The organism is Paractinoplanes toevensis (assembly GCF_018332695.1).
Classification (GTDB): Bacteria; Actinomycetota; Actinomycetes; order Mycobacteriales; family Micromonosporaceae; genus Actinoplanes; species Actinoplanes toevensis.
This window is the reverse complement of the sequence record NZ_BOQN01000084.1, coordinates 49,513-68,309: the sequence shown is the minus strand read 5'-3', so window position 1 is coordinate 68,309 and position 18,797 is coordinate 49,513. Positions and strand designations below refer to the sequence as shown.

Annotated in this window: 20 protein-coding genes; 8 read left to right on the top strand and 12 right to left on the bottom strand. The window is 70.1% G+C overall.

From position 1 onward, the window contains the following. Positions 1 to 43 precede the first annotated feature (43 nt). The 3 genes from Ato02nite_RS32075 to Ato02nite_RS32065 are packed head-to-tail and all read left to right on the top strand — an operon-like array spanning position 44 to position 2,621. On the top strand, positions 44 to 532 hold the full coding sequence (locus Ato02nite_RS32075; protein ID WP_213010412.1) for a helix-turn-helix domain-containing protein: 489 nt from the start codon (positions 44 to 46) through the stop codon (positions 530 to 532). Between the two features lie 21 nt (positions 533 to 553). After that, positions 554 to 1,669 carry a type III PLP-dependent enzyme gene (locus Ato02nite_RS32070; RefSeq protein WP_213010411.1) on the top strand — a complete coding sequence of 372 codons (1,116 nt, stop codon included), beginning with the start codon at positions 554 to 556 and terminating at the stop codon, positions 1,667 to 1,669. 19 nt (positions 1,670 to 1,688) lie between these two features. Beyond that, a complete protein-coding gene (locus Ato02nite_RS32065; RefSeq protein ID WP_246607674.1) occupies positions 1,689 to 2,621 on the top strand; it encodes a TrmB family transcriptional regulator in 933 nt (310 codons plus the stop codon). A 323-nt stretch (positions 2,622 to 2,944) separates the two neighbouring features. Here the strand turns inward: Ato02nite_RS32065 and Ato02nite_RS32060 are convergent, their stop codons facing one another. Then, the gene (locus Ato02nite_RS32060) at positions 2,945 to 3,433 is read right to left on the bottom strand and encodes a MarR family winged helix-turn-helix transcriptional regulator (protein WP_213010409.1); all 489 of its coding nucleotides are present in this window, start codon (positions 3,431 to 3,433) and stop codon (positions 2,945 to 2,947) included. Between the two features lie 59 nt (positions 3,434 to 3,492). On the opposite strand from Ato02nite_RS32060, the gene Ato02nite_RS32055 reads away from it, so the two are divergent. Both Ato02nite_RS32055 and Ato02nite_RS32050 read left to right on the top strand, forming a co-directional pair. Then, on the top strand, positions 3,493 to 4,302 hold the full coding sequence (locus tag Ato02nite_RS32055) for a hypothetical protein (RefSeq protein WP_213010408.1): 810 nt from the start codon (positions 3,493 to 3,495) through the stop codon (positions 4,300 to 4,302). Between the two features lie 10 nt (positions 4,303 to 4,312). Further along, positions 4,313 to 5,386 (top strand): DNA glycosylase AlkZ-like family protein, encoded by a 1,074-nt coding sequence (locus Ato02nite_RS32050; RefSeq protein WP_213010407.1) that lies wholly within the window; start codon positions 4,313 to 4,315, stop codon positions 5,384 to 5,386. Here the strand turns inward: Ato02nite_RS32050 and Ato02nite_RS32045 are convergent. Genes Ato02nite_RS32045 through Ato02nite_RS32035 form a run of 4 tightly spaced genes read right to left on the bottom strand, consistent with a single transcriptional unit; the run spans position 5,383 to position 7,125 of the window. Then, positions 5,383 to 5,940, bottom strand: coding sequence for a TetR/AcrR family transcriptional regulator (locus Ato02nite_RS32045; protein WP_213010406.1), 558 nt, complete (start codon positions 5,938 to 5,940; stop codon positions 5,383 to 5,385). The two genes, Ato02nite_RS32050 and Ato02nite_RS32045, sit on opposite strands and share 4 nt — an antisense overlap. Beyond that, a complete protein-coding gene (locus Ato02nite_RS32040; protein WP_213010405.1) occupies positions 5,937 to 6,623 on the bottom strand; it encodes a DsbA family oxidoreductase in 687 nt (228 codons plus the stop codon). The genes Ato02nite_RS32045 and Ato02nite_RS32040 overlap by 4 nt, the downstream gene beginning before the upstream one ends. After that, a complete protein-coding gene (locus tag Ato02nite_RS52625) occupies positions 6,623 to 6,748 on the bottom strand; it encodes a hypothetical protein (protein ID WP_281419849.1) in 126 nt (41 codons plus the stop codon). The genes Ato02nite_RS32040 and Ato02nite_RS52625 overlap by 1 nt, the downstream gene beginning before the upstream one ends. Before the next feature lie 47 nt (positions 6,749 to 6,795). Further along, a complete protein-coding gene (locus Ato02nite_RS32035) occupies positions 6,796 to 7,125 on the bottom strand; it encodes an ArsR/SmtB family transcription factor (protein WP_213010404.1) in 330 nt (109 codons plus the stop codon). Positions 7,126 to 7,350: 225 nt separating this feature from the next. Here Ato02nite_RS32035 and Ato02nite_RS32030 point away from each other — a divergent pair, with 225 nt between their 5' ends. Continuing rightward, positions 7,351 to 7,722: a hypothetical protein gene (locus Ato02nite_RS32030; RefSeq protein WP_213010403.1), complete on the top strand. Its 372-nt coding sequence runs from the start codon at positions 7,351 to 7,353 to the stop codon at positions 7,720 to 7,722. Here the strand turns inward: Ato02nite_RS32030 and Ato02nite_RS32025 are convergent, their stop codons facing one another. The 5 genes from Ato02nite_RS32025 to Ato02nite_RS32005 all read right to left on the bottom strand — a co-directional run bounded on the left by Ato02nite_RS32025 (position 7,723) and on the right by Ato02nite_RS32005 (position 14,994). After that, entirely contained in the window at positions 7,723 to 8,718 is a 996-nt protein-coding gene (locus Ato02nite_RS32025) for a pectinesterase family protein (RefSeq protein ID WP_213010402.1), read from the bottom strand. Between the two features lie 84 nt (positions 8,719 to 8,802). Then, a complete protein-coding gene (locus Ato02nite_RS32020; protein ID WP_213010401.1) occupies positions 8,803 to 9,855 on the bottom strand; it encodes a glycoside hydrolase family 43 protein in 1,053 nt (350 codons plus the stop codon). 184 nt (positions 9,856 to 10,039) lie between these two features. Further along, positions 10,040 to 10,891, bottom strand: a complete 852-nt coding sequence (locus tag Ato02nite_RS32015; RefSeq protein WP_213010400.1) for a ricin-type beta-trefoil lectin domain protein — start codon at positions 10,889 to 10,891, stop codon at positions 10,040 to 10,042. 121 nt (positions 10,892 to 11,012) lie between these two features. After that, on the bottom strand, positions 11,013 to 12,839 hold the full coding sequence (gene glmS / locus Ato02nite_RS32010) for a glutamine--fructose-6-phosphate transaminase (isomerizing) (RefSeq protein ID WP_213010399.1): 1,827 nt from the start codon (positions 12,837 to 12,839) through the stop codon (positions 11,013 to 11,015). Between the two features lie 46 nt (positions 12,840 to 12,885). Then, positions 12,886 to 14,994, bottom strand: coding sequence for a bifunctional polysaccharide deacetylase/glycosyltransferase family 2 protein (locus tag Ato02nite_RS32005; protein WP_246607672.1), 2,109 nt, complete (start codon positions 14,992 to 14,994; stop codon positions 12,886 to 12,888). Between the two features lie 157 nt (positions 14,995 to 15,151). Between Ato02nite_RS32005 and Ato02nite_RS32000 the strand changes: the two genes are divergently transcribed. After that, entirely contained in the window at positions 15,152 to 16,150 is a 999-nt protein-coding gene (locus Ato02nite_RS32000) for a glycoside hydrolase family 18 protein (RefSeq protein WP_213010397.1), read from the top strand. Here the strand turns inward: Ato02nite_RS32000 and Ato02nite_RS31995 are convergent. After that, complete coding sequence (locus Ato02nite_RS31995) at positions 16,147 to 16,395, bottom strand: hypothetical protein (RefSeq protein ID WP_213010396.1); 249 nt, start codon at positions 16,393 to 16,395, stop codon at positions 16,147 to 16,149. The two genes, Ato02nite_RS32000 and Ato02nite_RS31995, sit on opposite strands and share 4 nt — an antisense overlap. A gap of 268 nt (positions 16,396 to 16,663) precedes the next feature. Between Ato02nite_RS31995 and Ato02nite_RS31990 the strand changes: the two genes are divergently transcribed. Then, positions 16,664 to 17,854 (top strand): putative acyl-CoA thioester hydrolase, encoded by a 1,191-nt coding sequence (locus Ato02nite_RS31990; protein ID WP_246607671.1) that lies wholly within the window; start codon positions 16,664 to 16,666, stop codon positions 17,852 to 17,854. On the opposite strand, the gene Ato02nite_RS31985 is transcribed toward Ato02nite_RS31990, so the two are convergent. Further along, positions 17,814 to 18,788, bottom strand: coding sequence for an ABC transporter substrate-binding protein (locus Ato02nite_RS31985; protein WP_213010394.1), 975 nt, complete (start codon positions 18,786 to 18,788; stop codon positions 17,814 to 17,816). The genes Ato02nite_RS31990 and Ato02nite_RS31985 overlap by 41 nt on opposite strands. Positions 18,789 to 18,797 lie beyond the last annotated feature (9 nt).

Sequence of the window (18,797 nt, the reverse complement as noted above, 5' to 3'; positions counted from 1 at the left end):
CGGTCGGTCACCGTAAGCTTCTGCGTCAAGAAGAGGAGGCGCGATGCCGGAGAACGTCGAGATCCTGCCGCTCGAGGTGGTGTCGCAGTCGTTTCCCGCCCGCCCGGCCGCGCTGCCGGACGTCCGCGACTTCGTGCGCCGCCAGCTGACCGAGACCCCGGTCTCCGACGACGACGTCCGCCACCTCTGCGAACGCGTCGCCGACGTGCTGCTCGACGGGGCCGGCGCGGCCGGCACGATCCAGGTCTCGATGCGCATCTTCCCCGATTCGGCCGAAGTGGACGTGCTCTTCGTGCCGTCCAGCCCGGTGGACCCCGTTCCCGGCCCGCGGCCGAAGGCAGCCGGGCCCGCGCCGTCCTTCGCGGCCTGGCTCAGCGGGCGACTGCGAGCGGAAGGCCTGACCATGGAGGCGGCCGCCCGCCGGCTCGAGGTCTCCACCAAGACCATCAGCCGCTGGGTGGCCGGCACCACCGAGCCCCGGCTGCGCGACCTCTACCGCATCCGGGAAACCTTCGGCGAACCGTTCCACTGATCAGATCCCCGGGGGAGATGGATGGACACGCCCTACCTTCTCGTCGACATTTCCGCGGCCGTCGCCCAATATCGCCGCATCGCCGCGGCTTTTGACGGCACGCCGGTCTACTACGCGGTCAAGGCCAATCCCGAGCCCACCCTGCTGCTCGAACTGGTCCGAGCCGGCTGCCACTTCGACGTGGCCAGCCGGGCCGAGGTCGACATGGCCCTCGAGGCCGGCGCGCACCCGTCCACATTGTCCTTCGGCAACACCATCAAAAAGGCCGAGGACATCGCGTACGCGTACGCAAAGGGTGTTCGGACCTTCGCCTTCGACAGTCTCGGCGAATTGGAGAAGCTCGCCGACAACGCGCCCGGAGCGGCGGTGATCTGCCGGGTGCTGGCCTCCAGCAAGGGCGCGCGATGGCCGCTGAGCCGCAAGTTCGGGTGCGCGCCGGAGATGGCGGTCGACCTGATCCGGTGGGCCGCGGCGCACGGCCTCGACCCGGCCGGCATCTGTTTCCACGTCGGCTCGCAGCAGTTGGACCCGGGCCGCTGGGAGCCGAGCATCGCCGAGGCCGCCGCGATCTTCACCCGCCTGGGCGCCGACGGCATCACGTTGCGCCTGCTCAACTGCGGTGGCGGCTTCCCGGTCGACTACCAGACCGAGGTGGCCCCGATCGAGAAGTACGCGGCGGCCATCGACGCCGCCGTGGCGGCCCACTTCGGCGACCGGCCGGCGCTGATGATCGAGCCGGGACGCTACATCGCGGCCCCGGCCGGGGTGCTGCACACCGAGGTGGTGCTGGTGTCCCGCAAGTCGTACGCCGACGAGCCCCGCTGGGTCTACCTGGACGTGGGCCGCTTCGGTGGCCTGGCCGAGACCGAGGACGAGGCGATCCAGTACCGCCTGACCACCCCGCACGACGGCGCGATCACCGCCCCGGTCGTGCTGGCCGGCCCGACCTGCGACAGCGTCGACATCCTCTACCAGAAGGCGCACTACGAGCTGCCGCTGGCGTTGCGGCCGGGCGACATCGTGCAGATCCACGGCACCGGTGCGTACACGGCCACTTACGCATCGGTGGGCTTCAACGGGTTCCCGCCGCTGCGCACGGTGTGCCTGCCGCCGGTGGGGGGAGACGCCGATCGGTAGAGCCTCTTACAGTGTGCCCGTGGATCTCTTGCCGCAGTCCGAGGAGCAGGCCTACCGGCTGCTGGTGCGGATGGCCGGGGCCGGTGTCGAGGAGTTCGCGGAACGGGCCGGGATCGGTTCCGGCCACGCCCTCGCCGTGCTGGAGGAGTTACGACGCCGCGGTCTCGTGACGGCCGGCCCGACGTACCGTGCGTTACCGCCCGACGTCGCGCTCGGTGAGGTGCTGCTGCGCGAGCAGGAGCACCTCGAGTCCGCCCGGCACATGGTGGCCGCGCTCAGCGAGGAGTACCGCAGCAACACCCGCTGGCGCAGTGCCGAACACCTCATGGAGATCGTGGTGGGCGCACCCGCCCTGCGCGAACGGCTGCGCGAGATGCAGGACTCGGCCAAGGAGGAGATCCGCTGGTTCTGCCGGGCCAACCCGATCGCCATGTACGGAACGGAGAACGCCGAGGAGACGCCGGCGCTGACCCGCGGCGTGCGCTACCGGGCGATCTACGAGCGAGCGCTGCTCGACAAGCCCGGGGAACTGGCGAGCATCGTCGAGGCGGTGGGGATGGGTGAACAGGCCCGTACGCTGCCGGTCCTTCCCGTACGCCTGGCCATCGCCGACCGCAACCTGGCCATCTGCCCGCTCGTCCCGGATGCCGCCCGCGGCGCCGGGCAGCCCACCGCGGCGCTGATCCGGTCCTCCGAGCTGCTCGACGCGCTGATCGCGCTGTTCGAGAGCTACTGGGAGCGGGCGACGCCGCTGCTCGGCGAGTCGACCGACCAGCCCGACCGATTGCTGCTGTCCCTGGTGGTGGCGGGCATGCCGGACAAATCGATCGCCACCCACCTCCAGGTGAGCAAGCGGACCGTGCAGCGCCGCCTCGATCGCCTGATGCTGGTGGCCGGCGTGGACAGCCGGGCCGGCCTGGCCTTCCAGGCGGCAAAACGCGGGTGGCTCTGACCGCCGTAACCCAGCGGGATCATGACGGGTCCGCCGAGCCCGGCCGCACCGGCACTGGATACTGGGCCGCGTCCGTCCGCCGGGGGCGGCGGGCGGGGCGGCCGCGCGTGGCGGCGCGGGCCGGTGCGGCCGGGGGTATTGATGACCCCGCCGCGGCTGCGGCGCCGATCGGGGCGCCGGTCAGCACGGACAGTTGCCGCATGGTGGGTCTCCTTCGAGCAACCGGCGGTGGGGCAGCGGTTCAAATTTTGAAGACGTAGGGCGCCTTTCCGACAGACCCAGAACTGCCGCACCAGCGCCATGGCGCGATGTGGACACCGCCGTCATGACTCAGCGTTGACCAGAAGCTTGCGCAGCAGATCGGCGAGCGTCCGGCGCTCCTCGGCAGTCAGCGGTTCGAGGAGCCGGTTCTCGCCGCGGCCCTCGGTGCTGGCGTGCCGTTCGAACGCCGCATAACCGGCGTCGGTGAGCCGCACCTCGACCCGGCGCCGGTCGCCGCCCGGGTGGGTGCGGGTGATCAGGCCGGCGCTCTCGACGCCGGCCAGGCGGTTGGAGAGGGCGCCGCGGGTCAGGCCGAGCAGGTCGGCGAGCTGGGAAGGACTGGCCGCATAGGGCGGTCCGAGGCGGCGCAGGGTCAACAGGATCTTGAACTGCCAGAGCTTGAGGCCGCCCTCGGCCAGGGTCTCGCGGCGGTACTGCGCCGCGTACCGGGTCAGCGTGTGCAGCCGCGCGAAGATCGCCTCGGTGAGCGGGTCGAGCCAGTCGTGCTCGCGCTGCCAGAGCTCGACATGCCGGTCCACGGAGTCGCGCACGATGCCCCCTCGAAGTGATTTTCTTGTGGATAGTTTTTCGGAAAACTACCGTCCCGGCCATGACTACCAACGGGGCAGTGATCGCAGTGGACGAAGTGGTGGCGGCGGCGCGGGAGCTGGCCAACGCCGGGCGATGGGAACGGGCGCTGGCTCTCCTGGACGCGGCCGTGGTCGACCCGCCCGAGCGGGCGGCACTCGATCTCGCGGCGGCGGAGGTGGCCCTGGCCGGCGAGTGGTTCGCCGGCTCCGATGCGGGCGAACGGCTGGCCGCCTGCGGCCCGGAATCCGGGTGGCGGCTGGACTTCCTCCGGGTGCAGTACGACTACTTCCAACTGCTGCACGCCGAGGACGAACTGCGGCTCGGCCCGTGGGGCAAGGACCCGGCCGCGATCGCCGACCTCGGCCGGCGCGCGGTGGCCCTGCGGGAGCGGGCCGACGATGACAACCAGCGCGGCTGGGCGGAGATGTGCCTCGGCTGGATCGCCGACAACCTGCGGGCCGAACGCCAGGTGGCGCCGGCCCACTACGAGGCGGCGCTGGCGGTGGCCGGCCGCGACGGCCTGCTCGCCCGGGAGGCCCTGCGGCACCTCGGCGACCACGACTACGACGACGGCGACTTCGACGGCGCCCGGCACCGCTGGGAGCGGGCCACCGAGCTGGGCGCCGCCGCGGGCGCGGTTCCCGGCACGCTGTCGCAGCAGTTCCTGCTGGCCGCGCTGCACCGCCGGACGGGCGACGAGGCCGGCGCCCAAGCCCTCGCCACCGAGGTCGCCCGCTGGTCGGCGGCGATCGGCGCGACCCGCCTGCACGCCCGGGTAACCGCCTTCCTGGCCGGTGCCGACCCCCTGGCCGAACCCGAACACGACTAGGGTCGGGGCCGTGGGTGCACATCAGCTCTCCCGGGCGGAGGCGCGGCGGATCGCGGTGCGGGCGCAGCTGCTCGACGCCGCCCGCCCCGACGGGCTGCTCGACCTGGTGCACGGGCTGACCCTGCTGCAGTACGACCAGACCGCCGCGGTCGCGCCGAACGCGCACCTCGTCGCCTGGAGCCGGCTCGGCCCGGCATACTCGCCGGCCGACCTCACCGACGCGCTCGCCTCCCGGGAACTGCTGGAGCTGCGCGGTCTGATCCGCCCGGCGGCCGATCTCCCGCTCCACCGGGCCGAGATGGAGGCCCGGCGGGCTCAACCGCGGGAGTGGGTGCGGGCGAACGACGCGTGCCGCCGCGACATCCTGCGGCGTCTCACCGCCGAGGGGCCTTCGTCGGCGCGTGAGCTACCGGACACGTGCGTAGTGCCGTGGCGATCGACGGGCTGGACGAACGACCGCAACGTCATCCAGATGCTCGAGATGATGCTGGCCGCCGGTGAGGTCGCGGTGTCGTCCCGGCGGCGCGGCGAGCGGCTGTTCGACCTGGCCTCGCGGGTCTACCCGGACGCGCCCGCGATCCCGCTCGAGGAGGCCCGGCGACTCCGCGACGAGCGCCGGCTGGGCGCGCTGGGCATCGCGCGGGCACGGGCCGCGGAGACGATGATCGAGCCGAACGGGGTGGGCGAGGCCGGTGAGGAGGCGGTCGTCGAGGGCGTGCGCGGCCGGTGGCGGGTCGACCCGGCCCAGCTGGACCAGCCCTTCGAGGGCCGGGTGGCGCTGCTGTCCCCGTTGGACCGGCTCGTCTACGACCGGAAACGCATGGTCGATCTGCTGGAGTTCGACTACCAGCTGGAGATGTACAAGCCGGTCGCCAAGCGCCGCTGGGGTTACTGGGCGCTGCCGATCCTGGCCGGCGACCGCCTGGTCGGCAAGCTCGACGCCACCGCCGACCGCAAGGCCGGCGTGCTGCGAGTGGACGCCATCCACGAGGACGAGCCGTTCGACGAGGCCGAGCTGACCCGCGAGATCGAGTCGCTGGCCGAGTGGCTCGGCCTGGAACCAGCCGGATCGATCGCCGCCTAGACCGGCCGGAGACCGCGTAGGGCGAAGCCGAGCCGCCGGTCGTAGTCGGCCCGGGACTGGTGCGGGCAGGCCCGCACGATCGCGCCGCGTTCGAGGATCAGGTGGGTCAGGTCTTCCGGGGTGAGGTCGGCGCGGATCACGCCGGCGGCCTGGGCGTCGTGCAGCAGCCTGCGGGCGAACTCGCACGCGTGGTCGCACAGGATGCTCAGCGGTTCGGAGTCGGGCAGCGCTCGCATCAGCACGTCGTTGGCGGCCGGTTCGTCGAACTGGAGCAGCCAGATGCCGTGCAGGTAGGCCTCGAACCGGGCCAGTGGGCCGTCGAGCGCCTCGACCCGCTCGACGATGGCCCGGATCCGCTCGGCCACCAACTCGTCGACGACCGCGTCGATCAGCCCGCGCCGGCCGCCGAACCGGTGGTAGATGGTGCCCTTGCTGACCCCGGCGGCCCGGGCCACCTCGTCCATCGGGGTGGTCAGGCCGCCGGCGCGGAAGACGTCGAGGGCGGCCCGCCGGATGCCCTCGACGTTGCGCCGCGCGTCGGCTCGGAGCGTCATGCCGGCTGCGTCGCCCGGTCCTGCCAGGTCACGTCCAGGGCCTTGCGGAACGTCTCGATCGGCTGCGCGCCGGAGACCGCGCGCTTGTTGTCGAAGACGAAGAACGGCACCCCGGTGATGCCCAGCTGCTTGGCCCGCGCGAGGTCGGCGCGGATCTCCTTCTCGTACGCCCCGGTGGCCAGCACGTGGGCCGCCTCGGCCCGGTCGAGACCCTCCGCGGCGGCGAGGTCGGTGAGCACGGTGTGGTCGGCGAGGTTGAGACCCTCGGTGAACTCGGCCCGGAAGAGCCGGTCGACCATCGCGTTCTCCTGGCCGTGCGCCTTGGCCAGGTGGATCATCCGGTGCGCATCCAGCGTGTTGATCATCTGGGTCGACTCGAACCGGTAGTCGAGGCCGGACTGGGCGCCGCGGGCGGCCAGTTGCGCGTGCGAGCCCGCGATCTGGGCCTTGGGCATGCCGTACTGGTTGGCGAGGTAGTCGTCGGCGAGGACGGCCGCACCGACCGGGAAACCCGGGTTGAGCTGGAAGCTGTGGTAGCGGACCTGCACCGCCGAGCCGTGCGGGAACTGCTCGACGGCCTCGGCCAGGAGGGCGTGCCCGAGGTAGCAGAACGGGCAGACGACGTCACTCCAGACATCCACCACGACCGGCTCGGCGGCCGGGCCGAACACGCTGGCACTCATCAGTCACACGTCCCGTCAGCGGCGCAGACGCCGCCCTCGTCGGCCGACTCCACCATGATCAGCGGCGCGGGAGCGTCCTCCGGCTCCTGGGCCGTAGGCTCCGCTTCGGCAGTAGTTGACTCCATGGTCAAGAAGCTAGCTCGAACTTGACCCTACCGACAAGATGCCGGCTCTAGTCGCGGGCCTTGAGCTCGGCCAGCAGGCTGTCCCGGTCGGTCAGCACCTCGCCGAGGATGCGGCGGCCCGCGGCCAGCAGGTCGGCCACGGCCGGGGTGCTCAGGGCGTACATCACCAGGCCGCCCTCCCGGAAGCTGACCACGATGCCGGCCCGGCGCAGGACCGCCAGTTGCTGCGAGAGGCTCGACGGTTCCACGTCGATGTCGGCGAGCAGATCGCGGACCGGGCGCGGGCCGGCCTGCAGCAATTCCAGGACCCGGATGCGTACGGGATGGCCGAGGGTGCGGAACATCTCGGCCTTCGCCTGGTACAGCGGCACCGACATGCGCGTCCCCCAGGTTGTTCGCAGCGAGTAACCGCCTTCAACGCCGAACCGCCCGAATGGTTACGCGGATGAAGTGATGCGTAGTTGCAGAAGTCTGCAAGTCGGTTCTTGGCCGCGTCGAAGAGAAACACGGGCGGCGCCCGCCACATCGGACATCGTGTGCGCCGCGGTGCGGCCGGAGCCCGGCATGGTCGGTGAGACAACCGGACCCGGGGAAGGACGCCGATGGCAGAGATGGACGTGGCACTCAAGGACGCGATGCAGATCAGCGGCGCCATCGGTGTCGCTCTCGTCGATCACACCAGCGGGATGGCGCTGGGGACCGTCGGCGGTGGCAAGGATTTCGACCTCATCACCGCCGCGGCCGCCAACACCGACGTGATCCGGGCGAAGCTGCGCACCATGGAGATGCTCGGCCTGAACGAACCGATCGAGGACGTTCTCGTGACGCTGGGCTCGCAGTACCACCTGATCCGCCCGCTGACCGCGCGCTCCGGTCACGGGCTGTTCCTCTATCTCGCGCTGTACAAGGACCGGGCCAATCTCGCGATGGCCCGGCACCAGTTGCGCAACATCGAGCGAGCCCTGGAGATCTAGCTAGGGCTGCACCGGGTTCCAGCCGTCGGCGCCGGCCAAGTACTTCTGCGAGGTGTAGTTGGCCGCCGTCGACGCGCTCATCTGCGGGCGGTCGCTGGTGCCCTGGGTCGCGCCGGCGCCCGTGTTGGCGTACTCGTTGAAGCGGCACGTCTTCCAGGAGAAGCCGCTCATGTCCTGCCAGGCGCCGGCCTGCCGGACGTGGCTGCCGAGCGTCGACTCGCGGATCAGCACCTGGCCGATGGCGTCGCTCGCGCCGCCCGCGTGCCAGCACCGGCCGAGCGCCACGGTCTGCGCGGCCGACGGCCCCTGCAGCGCGGACCGGGTGATCAGGATCCCGTACGGGTTGGTGGCGTTCGTCGCGGCCGCGGTGATGTAGCCGTTGTTGCTGCTGCCCCGGTCGAGCGACTTGATCGTGGTGCTGTCGATGACGAGCGCGCCGTTGCCGTAGATGAAGTCGACGTCGCCCTCGATGTAGCTCTTGTAGACGTACTGCCGCACCTGCTTGCTGCCGGTGCCGCCCCAGGACAGGAACGTGTCCTGGTGGCCGAGGAGCCGCACGTTGCGGTAGACCTGCCGGTCGCCGCCGGCGTAGAGAGCGAGTGCCTGACTGCCGACGCCATACGTGTTGGCGATGGTCAGTCCGGTGATGGTGGTGTTGGCCGCCAGGTTCAGGACGGTCGCGCTGCCGGTGGCGCCGGCGGTGGACTGCGGCACGTTGCCGGTGATCACGATGTCCGACGAGGTGCCGGTCGCACCCTTGATGGTGATGCCGGACTTGCCGGCCGGGATCGAGACCTGCCCCTTGTAGGTGCCGGCTTTCACCGAGATGGTGTCGCCGGAGACGGCCTTGGCCAGGGCGGCCTGGATGGTGGTGTAGTTGCCGGACCCGTCGGCGGCCACCACGTAGGTGGTGGCCGCTTCCGCTTCCGCTGCCGTGGCCGTCGCCACGAGGGCGACGGCCGCGACGGTCAGGACGGCGAGCATGGGACGGCGCATGGGGGACCTCCTCCGTGCCCGCGGTTCCCACGATGCCGCGAGACGGATCGACAATGATGGATGAAATGTAGTGCAGGAAAGGCCTTACTCAAAGAACTTCAGGCTGAACCCGGTGTCCGTGGTCGCGCCCGGGACGTTCGCCCGGCGATAGGTCGTGCTGCCCCACCAGCAGAAAGATCCGGTGTACCAGTACCGGTTGCCCCACGAGTACGGCGTGCCCTTCGGCACCGCGTGGAACATCAGCGGAAACCGCGGCCCGGCCGGCGGCGACGTGGCGATGTCGCCGTTGAGCAGCACGAAGCTGTGGTGGCCCGGCCCGTTCACGTTGAGCGTCGGATCCCAGCCCGCCATCATCGTGGCCCGGTTCGAGCCGAACAGGCAGCCGTTCGACTTGTACCAGTCCCACACGTAGGTCGGGTCGCCGCCGGCCCGGAGCCGCAGCTCGGCCAGGCAGTACTGGTCACTCCAGCTGCCGTTCGCCGAATACACGACGTGCAGTTGCCCGTTCGGATCCTTGATCGCCTCGGGCGCCTCGTTGATGAACGGGTTGCCGACGACCCGTTCCCAGCTCTCCCGGGGTTGCGAGATGACGTAGCGGGCGCCGGTGGGCGTGGTCGGCGAACTCATCCGCGCGATGTACAGGTTCTGCTCGACGTTGGTGTCCCCGGCCCACCCCGACCAGACGAACCAGCGCTGCGCGTTGAAGGTGAACATCGTCCCGTCGATGGCCCACTTGTTGTCCGGCAGCGCCAGCTGCGTCTCGGCCGTGTAACCGCTGTCCGCGACGGCCGAGCTGATCACGAACATCCGGTGGGCGGCGCCGACCCCGGCCGTGAAGTAGATGTAGAACCGTCCGCCGTCCACGACGATCTCGGGCGCCCAGACCTCGCCCCGCCCACGGCTGTCGGACCAGACCTGCCGGGCGGTGGCCGAGGCGAGCGCGTCGGTCGAGCTTGCTTGGCGTACGGCGATCCCGCCGCCGGTGGATTGCACCGAGATGTAGGTGCCGCCGACCCGCAGAACGCTCGGATCAGCGGCCCGCAAACTGGTCTGGGCGGCGTCCGCGCCACCCGCGAGCACGACGGTGCCGGCCAGCGCGAGCAACAGCGCACCGGCGGCGATCAGGACTTTCTTCATGACTCACATCCGAGGGGGACGGCCTCCCGCTTCGACGCCGCACGGGGGATGGCGTCCGGCGCCGGCCGCGGCGGAGGCTGATCGGGGGATGCGGCCCGGGCCGTTTCGAGAGCGCTCTCTCCCGCCCAGCGTTTCCCGCCCAGTGATCGATGTCAATGTCCAAAGGGGCAGTCAGCGCCGTGCCCTACGGCAGCGACCAGCTCTGATCGGCTGCTCCGGTGCACGCCGTGACCTTTGTGGTCGCACCGAGCGAGCCGGGATCGGTCAGACACCGGCCGGTGGAGGGGTTGACCAGAGCGTTCGCGGCGGCGGTCCGCCACTGGGCGGCGGCCCGGTCGTCGCAAGCGGCGAGGCGGACCGTGGCGTCGCCGGTGGCCTGGGCGCATTTGCCGGCCACCCGCAGGGTGCCGTCGGTGGCCAGGGTGAAGTGCTGGACGTCGAGGTTGGCGCAGCTGTTCACCTGGATGGGGCTGCCGTCCAGGGCGAGCAGGCCGCCCAGCGCCAGACATCGGCCGCTCGCCGCGGTCACCGAGCCGGTGCGGTCGGACGCGGGCGGGGCCGGGGTCGCCGAAGCCGCCGCCGAGGGGACGGACGGCGAGGGGGCGGAGGGCGCCGGGATCGAGAGCGAGATCGAGACCGAGGGACTGGCCGACGGGCTGCGGCTGGTGGAGGCCGATGCCGACGGGTGGGCCGCTGCGGCGGGGCTGCCGGGCTGGCCGGGGGTGAACTGGGGCAGTGCGGTGCTGGGCTGCGCCGTCGTGTCCTTCGGGGCGAAGATCAGGTAGCCGGCCACGGCCAGCGCGACGGCCACGCCGCCGAGCAGGGCGAGCATGCGCAGCGCGAGGATGCGGCCGATGCCGGTGCGGCGCCGAGGCGGCGGGACCGGGTCGAGGAGGGCGGTGTCGTCGTCGACGACGGCCGGCTGGATCACTGTGAGTGCGTCGGCGGGATCGCGCGGCGTGGGGGTGGTGTTGACGTACGGGCGGACCAGGACGGGGTCGGGCCGCTCGGCGTCGTCATCCGGGGGATTGGTCATGTCAGCGCCTTGAGAGGAACGGGAGACGGCAGACGACCATACGCGAAATGCCCCCGAATCGATCAAACGGGCGGGAGGGGCCGGCCGCGTCCCCCGCTCCGGGGCCGCGGCCGGCAGGCTCTCATTCCACGGTGACCGACTTGGCCAGGTTGCGGGGCTGGTCCACGTCGTACCCGCGGGCGGTGGCGATCTCGCAGGCCAGGATCTGCAGGGGCACGGTGGTCATCAGCGGGGCCAGCAGGGTGGGCACCCGCGGCACGCGGATCACGTCGTCCGCGTACGCCTCGACCGACTCGTCGCCCTCCTCGGCGATGACGATGGTTCGCGCGCCACGGGCGCGCACCTCCTGGATGTTGGAGACCACCTTGTCGTGCATGGCGGACGACGGCACCACGCAGATGACCGGGGTGCCGTCGTCGATCAGGGCGATCGGCCCGTGCTTGAGCTCGCCGGCCGCGAAGCCCTCGGCGTGCATGTAGGCGAGTTCCTTGAGCTTGAGCGCGCCTTCGAGGGCCACCGGGTAACCCACGTGCCGGCCGATGAACAGCACCTGCCGGGCCGAGGCGAGGTCGCGGGACAGCTTGCGCACCGGGTCCATCTGGTCGAGCAGGCCGCGCAGCAGGTCGGGGGTCTGCTGGAGCTGCCGCACGACGGCACCGACCTCGTCGGGGTACATGATGCCGCGCACCTGGGCGAGGTAGAGGCCGATCAGATAGCAGGCCACCAGCTGGGTCAGGAAGGCTTTGGTGGAGGCGACCGCGATCTCCGGCCCGCCGTGCGTGTAGAGCACGGCGTCGGACTCGCGCGGAATGGTCGAGCCGTTGGTGTTGCAGATCGCGAGCACGCGGGCGTTCTGCTGTTTCGCGTGCCGCAGCGCCATCAGCGTGTCCATGGTCTCGCCGGACTGGCTGATCGCGATGACCAGGGTCGAGCGGTCCAGGATCGGGTCGCGGTAGCGGAACTCGCTGGCCAGCTCGACCTCGCAGGGAATGCGGGTCCAGTGCTCGATCGCGTATTTCGCCACCATGCCGGAGTGGTACGCGGTGCCGCAGGCGACGATGAACACCTTCTCGACGTCGCGCAGGTCCTGGTCGCTGAGGCGTACCTCGTCGAGGGCGATGCCGTTGTCGGTGAGCCGGCCCAGCAGGGTGTCGGCGATGGCCTGCGGCTGGTCGGCGATCTCCTTGAGCATGAAGTGGTCGAAGCCGCCCTTCTCGGCGGCCTTCGCGTCCCAGTCGATGTGGAAGTCGGTGCCGGTGGTCGGCACGCCAGCGAAATCCATGATCTCGATTGACGAAGGGGTGATCACCACGACCTGGTCCTGGCCGAGTTCGATCGCCTCGCGGGTGTGGGCGATGAAGGCGGACACGTCGCTCGCGAGGAAGTTCTCGCCGTCGCCGCGGCCCACCACCAGCGGCGAGTTGCGCCGGGCGCCGACCACCGTGTCCGGATCGTCGGCGGCGACCGCGAGCAGCGTGAACGCACCTTCGAGCCGGAGGCAGACTCGCCGCATGGCTTCGGGCAGCGGTGCGTCCTCCGCCGCCAGCAGGTGCGCCACGACCTCGGTGTCGGTGTCGCTGGCGAACTCGACCCCATCAGCCTCCAGCAACGCGCGCAGCCGGGCGAAGTTCTCGATGATGCCGTTGTGGATGACCGCGATCCGGTTGTCCGCCGACAGGTGGGGATGGGCGTTCCGGTCGGTCGGGCCGCCGTGCGTCGCCCACCGGGTGTGCCCGATGCCCGTGGTCCCGATCTCGAGCTTTCCGGCGGTCAGCGCTGCCGAGAGGTTGGCGAGCTTGCCCGCTCTCTTCTCCATCAGCAACTCGCCGCTGTCGGTGACCACGGCTACCCCGGCCGAGTCGTAGCCGCGGTACTCCAGCCGCCGCAGCCCGTCCACCACGATGTCCACGGCCGTCCGCCGGCCCGCATATCCCACGATTCCGCACATGCCGGCCAAGTTAGCCAGGCTGACCAGCGGTTTCGCTGTGTGCGGACTACGCGTCTCCTGTCGGCAAACGGCTTCCCAACAGGGCATTCAATCCACCGGTACGGCGTAGCTTCTGCCAGCCGAGCCGGATGCCGCCCAGTGCCGCGAGCACCGACTGGATCAGCACGAGGTACATCAACTGGCGGTAGACGAACTGCTGCAACGGCAGCCGCCAGAGCGGTTTCAGCGACTCCCGGTCGAGCCGGAAAGCGTAGATCGTGCTGGCCAGCTGCACGAGGAGCATGGCCAGCCAGGCCAGCGCGGTCTTCAGCGGGTCGAGGAAGAACAGGCCGTAGATCAGGAACACGTCGATCAGCGGGGACAGCAGCGGCAGCAGCGTCTGGAACAGGGTCATGTTGACCAGGCCGCGCCGGCCGAACTTGCCACCGGTGCCGCCCTCGACCAGCGTGCGGCGGTGTTTCCACATCGCCTGCATGGTGCCGTAGCTCCAGCGGTAGCGCTGCCGCCACAGCTGGGACATCGTCGACGGGGCCTCGGTCCAGGCGCGGGCCTGCTCCTCGTAGACCACCCGCCAACCGGCCCGGATGATCGCGATGGTCAGGTCGGTGTCCTCGGCCAGGGTGTCGTCGCTGAGCCCGTTGACCTGCTTGAGCGCCTCGGTGCGGAAGGCGCCGATGGCCCCCGGGACGGTGGACATGCAGTGCATGACGTCATACGCCCGGCGGTCGATGGAGAAGCCGACGACGTACTCGATGTGCTGCCAGAGGGCGACCATGCCCTTGCGGTTGGCGACCTTGGCGTTGCCCGCGACCGCGCCGACCTCGGCGGTGGCGAACGGCTGAACCAGCAGCCGTACGGTGTCCGGTTCGAAGACGGTGTCGCCGTCCATCATGATGACGACCTCGGTGTCGGCGTGCGCGATGCCGGTGTTCAGCGCCGCCGGCTTACCGCTGTTCGGCTGCCGGACCACGGTGACGTTCGGATACCCGAGGGCGTCGGCGATGTCCGCGGTGCCGTCGGTCGAGCCGTCGTCGATCACCACGATCCGGATCGGGTGGGTGCTCGCCACCAGCGACCGCAGGGTGTCGGCGATGATCTCCTTCTCGTTGTACGCGGGCACCAGCACGGTCACCGGTTTCGTGTACGGCTCGCCCCACGCCCCCGTCTTCTTCCGCCGGGCGTGTTTGCGGCCGAGCACGATCACCAGGATGAGCCGGGCCACGGTGAGCACGCCGAGCAGCAGCAACAACCACGAGAAGAACACCGTGGTGTGGATGGCCACCTGCACAGCGCCGACCAGGCCGAGGCCGAGTGCCCGGTCCTTGCCGGAGGCGGTCGGGTTGACCGTCGTCATCCCGGTGAGCGCCGAGACCGTGGTGAAGGTGTAGCCCGCGTTCTTCAGCGTCGGGATGACGGTCTCCAGCGCGGTGGCGGTCTTCGATCGGTTGCCGCCGCCGTCGTGGAACAGCACGATCGCGCCGGCGTCGTCGTCCGGGGTGGTCGCCGTGAGGATGTCGTCGATGGTGGTCGCGGACTCCCAGTCCCGGCTGTCCAGGTCGTTCACAACGGTCAGGTAGCCGCGTTTGCCCATGTCGGTCATCACCGACCAGACGTTGTTGTCGATCGCCTTCACCGTCGACGAGTACGGCGGGCGGAAGATCACGCTGGTGACGCCGGCCGCCCCGGCCAAGGCGAACTGGGTCTCCTGCATCTCCACCTCGCGCCGCCACTCGTTCTTGGTGGACAGGTCGGGGTGGGTGAACGTGTGGATGCCGATCTCGTGCCCGGCGTCCTGTACGTCCTGCACCAGGTCCGGATAGCGGCTGACCTCGGAACCGATCATGAAGAACGTGGCCGGGACGTCGTACTTGGCCAGGACGTCCAGGATCTCCGGGGTGTACTTCGGGCTCGGCCCGTCGTCGAAGGTCAGCACGATCTGGTTGTCCGGCACGCTGACCGTGGTCGTGGTGCTGCCGTCGGTCTGGATGATCGGTCCGCCGCCGTCAAGTACGTCGCTCGGCACGTCGGACGTCTGCGCGGTCGCCTCGGCCGCGCCGTCCTGGGTGAACTCGCCCTCCACCAGGCCGTTGACCGCGAGGATCGCCGCGAACAGAACGAGTACGACGGTCAGGACGATCCAGCGCGGGCGCGGCACCGGTATGCGCCGCCGTACTGGCGCGGACGTCTCGACGGACACAGAGTTTCCAATCCCCCAGAGGGCAGACGCTGGCTCATCGCCCTGATCGGCCGGGCCGAGACGTTTCTGAGTCGTTCGCGGCGATTGCCGGGTAGGGGAGTGGGATAGTTCGAGGGTGCGCCTGACGTGCGGCCTGGCCGCGGCAGCCCTGCTCGTGACCGTCGCGGGCTGTTCCGGCGACTCGGATTCCGATTCCGGTAGCGGCACGTCAGCGACCGCGACGGCGAGCGCCACCGTCACGACCGCGCCGGTCGTCGCGCCCTATGTCGACATCGTGAGCGGCACCGCCGACATCACCGCGATTCACACGGCGACCGGACAGGCCGATTTCACGGCGGCCTTCGTGCTGGCGGACAGCGCCAAGACGTGCACGCCGACCTGGGGCGGCACGGCGGCGATCGACGACAGCACGATTGCCGCGGCGATCGCCAAGATCACGGCGATCAGCGGCGACGTCATCGTGTCCACCGGCGGCGAGACCGGCACCTATCTGGAGAACGTCTGCTCGGCCGACGAGCTGGCCGCCGCGTACGAGAAGGCGCTGGACGTCGCGGGGAGCAACTACCTCGATGTCGACATCGAACAGACGGTGACCGCCGCGACGATCATGACGGCGCTGTCCACCGTGCAGAAGGCGCGCGGCACCGCGATCACCCTGACCCTGCCGGTCGGCGGCGAGTCGGTCGGTCTGACCGACACCGCGATCGCGCTGCTGCAGAGCGCGGAGGACGCCGGCCTGGACGTCACGGTCAACGCGATGATCATGAACTTCACCGGGACCGGCAGCGACTGGGGCGCCGCGCTGACCACGGCGACCGAGTCGGTGAAGGCGGATGTGGCGGGTGTCTGGTCCGATCTCACCGACACCGAGGTGTACGCCATGCTCGGCGTCACCCCGATGATCGGGGCCAACGGCCTCGGCGGCCCGACCACGGTGGCGAACGCGAAGACGCTGCTCACCTACGCCAAGGAGAAGGGGCTGGGGTTCGTCCGGTTCTGGTCGGTGAACCGCGACAACGGCGACTGCACCGACGGCTCGGTGAGCAGCAAGTGCAGCGGCATCAGCCAGACCGACTACGCCTTCACCGATCTGTTCGCCGACTACACGGGCTAACTGGAGGACGAAGCCGAGGCCGACGCCGTCGCGCTGGTGGTGGCCAGGGTCGAGACGGTGGCCTTGGTGGTCAGGCCGGCATCGGAGGCCTGGACCACGCTGGTGCCGACCACCGCGATGTAGAAGGCCGCGAAGATCGCCACGAAGAAGCCGAAGATCGCTAAGAGGCGCTTCCGGCGACCCGTGGAGTCGACGAAAACCTGTGGGGCGGCCTCGGTGGCGGGCATGACGGCCGTACGAATCATGGTTATTTTTCCTTTCCGGGTGTTATGCGTCCTTGGCAACACTAGGAAGGAATTCTTTGAGTCCCCTTTGCCGTTCCTCCGCACTCTCTGTGATCGGACAGCCGGTAACTCTTAGTAATACACATCTGACGGCATCAGGATCTGGTCACGAAAAGACTGCGGAGAGTAGTTGTCGCATTTGGGAGAAAAGAGCGGGCTGCTATTGACTGATCTCGATCGTATGATTCGACAAAGTCCCTGAGGTAAGCGCATTCCTGAGGAGATGGCGATGATGCTGATGATGGCGGCCGCAGCGGCGATGGCGCTCGCGGTGCCGGGCGGTGGCGCACCGGGCACCACGACCCGCCCGGTCCTCTCCCACACCGAGGCCCGGCCGTTCACGCCGGAGAACTACTTCCGCTATTCCGGCCTCTACGCCGCGCCGGTCGCCGATCCGTGGCGCCCCAGACCGATCGCCACCGGCCGCCCCGACTACCTGGTCGGCGGCCACGGCTTCACGACCGTGCAGGAGGCGGTCAACGCCGCCTACCGGGACGGCGGCGCCGCCCGCCGCTGGATCGGCATCCTGCCCGGCACCTACACCGGCACGGTCCTCATCCCGGCCGGCTCGCCGCCGCTGACCATCTTCGGCCTCGGCCGCCCGGCCGACGTGCGCCTCGAGTTCACCGTCGACGCCACCATCACGCCGGCCGCCTGGGCCGCCCTGGTCAACGCCGACGGCCGGTACGCCGAGGGAGACCCGGCCTGGCCGATGTTCCAGTCCTGCGCCACCAAGACCAGCGCCACCGCCGGCCTGTGCGCCACCGTGGTCTGGGCGCAGAGCACCGATCTCCAGCTCCGCGGCCTGACCATCACGAACACCCTGCTCGACACCGTCGACCGCGGCACGCACCAGGCGCTCGCCCTGCGCACCGACGCCGACCGCACGCAGCTGGAGAACATGCGGCTGATCTCCCGGCAGGACACCTTCCTGGCCAACGCCGACGACGTCACGAGAATCGCCCGGGTGTCGGTGCGGGACAGCTACATCGAGGGCGACACCGACTTCGTGTTCGGCCGGGCCGCCACCGTCTTCAGCGACACCCACTTCCACCTGGTCTCGTCGCGCAAGGCCTCGGGCGGCGTCGTCTTCGCACCGAACACCGCCCCGAACTATCCGTATGGTTTCCTGGTCATCCACTCGCGGATCACCGCCGACGCGGCCTACCAGGCGGCACCGACCGGTTTCCTCGGGCGGGCCTGGGACCAGGGTGCGAGCGCCACCGGTTACCTGCCCGGCATCACTCCGAACGGCCAGCTGGTGATCCGGGACAGCCTGATCGGCGCGGGCTACAACACGGTCACCCCGTGGGCGCCGGCCGCCACCACGGCCCGCCCGTTCGCGGCCCGCATCGACGAGGGCCGCGACCTGAACGACGTCAACTACAACCGGCTGTGGGAGTACCGGAACAGAAGCTGAAGTCGGCCACCTGGTCCGCGGACAGCCCACCGGCCTGCAACTCGGCGAGGCCGTCGGTGACCCGCTTCTGGTCGAGGCGCCCGAGTGGCTCGGCGTACGGCTTCATCGCCTCGATCTCGCCGACGGCCGCGGGAATCGCGGCCGTCGGTTCGGCCCGGTTGAGGATCTCGGCGGCCTCCTGCGGATGGTCCAGGGTGTACCGCAGGCCCTTCGGGGCGGCGGTGGTGAACCGCTGGACCAGGTCGCGATCGCTACCGATCAGGCCGGCCTGGGTGACGATGACGTTGCCGTAGAGGTTCTTCAGGTAGTCGCTGTACGGCAGGACGGTGACCGACTTCTTCGACGTGGTCTCCAGCGCCTTGCGGCTGAGCAGGAACGTGCTGATCGCGTCGACCCTCCGCTGGGCCATCAGCCCGTTCAGAGCGGTGGGCTGGGTCCCCTGGATCGTGACCGAGGCGGGATCGAGGCCGGCCAGTTTCGCGTAGGCCGGGAAGAGCACCTCGCTGACCGAGCCGGTGGCGGTCGCGACCGTCCGGCCCTTCAGATCGGTGGGCTTGGTGATGCCGGTGTCCGCGGTCGTCATGATCGAGACGAGGGTCTGCTGGTGGATGGCCGCGACCGCCCGCCAGTCGGTGAACTTCCGCTGACCGGCCAGCAGCTCGGCGCCGGCGAAGTCCATGGCCGCGAACTGCGCCTCGTTCGCCTTGAGCATGGTGAGGTTGGGAACGTTGCCGGTGCCCTTCTGGATGTCGACCTCGATCCGGGCCTCGGCGAAGTAGCCCTTGTCCCGGGCCACCCAGATGAAGGCGTCCCGCCCGACCGCCCCGAACCCGGTCGCATAGGCAACCTTGTCCGGCGCCGCGTCCGGTTTGTCGGTGCAGCCGGCGGTGGTCGTCAACAGGGCGAGCGCGACCGCGGCAGCCTTGAACCTCATGGCTGTTAC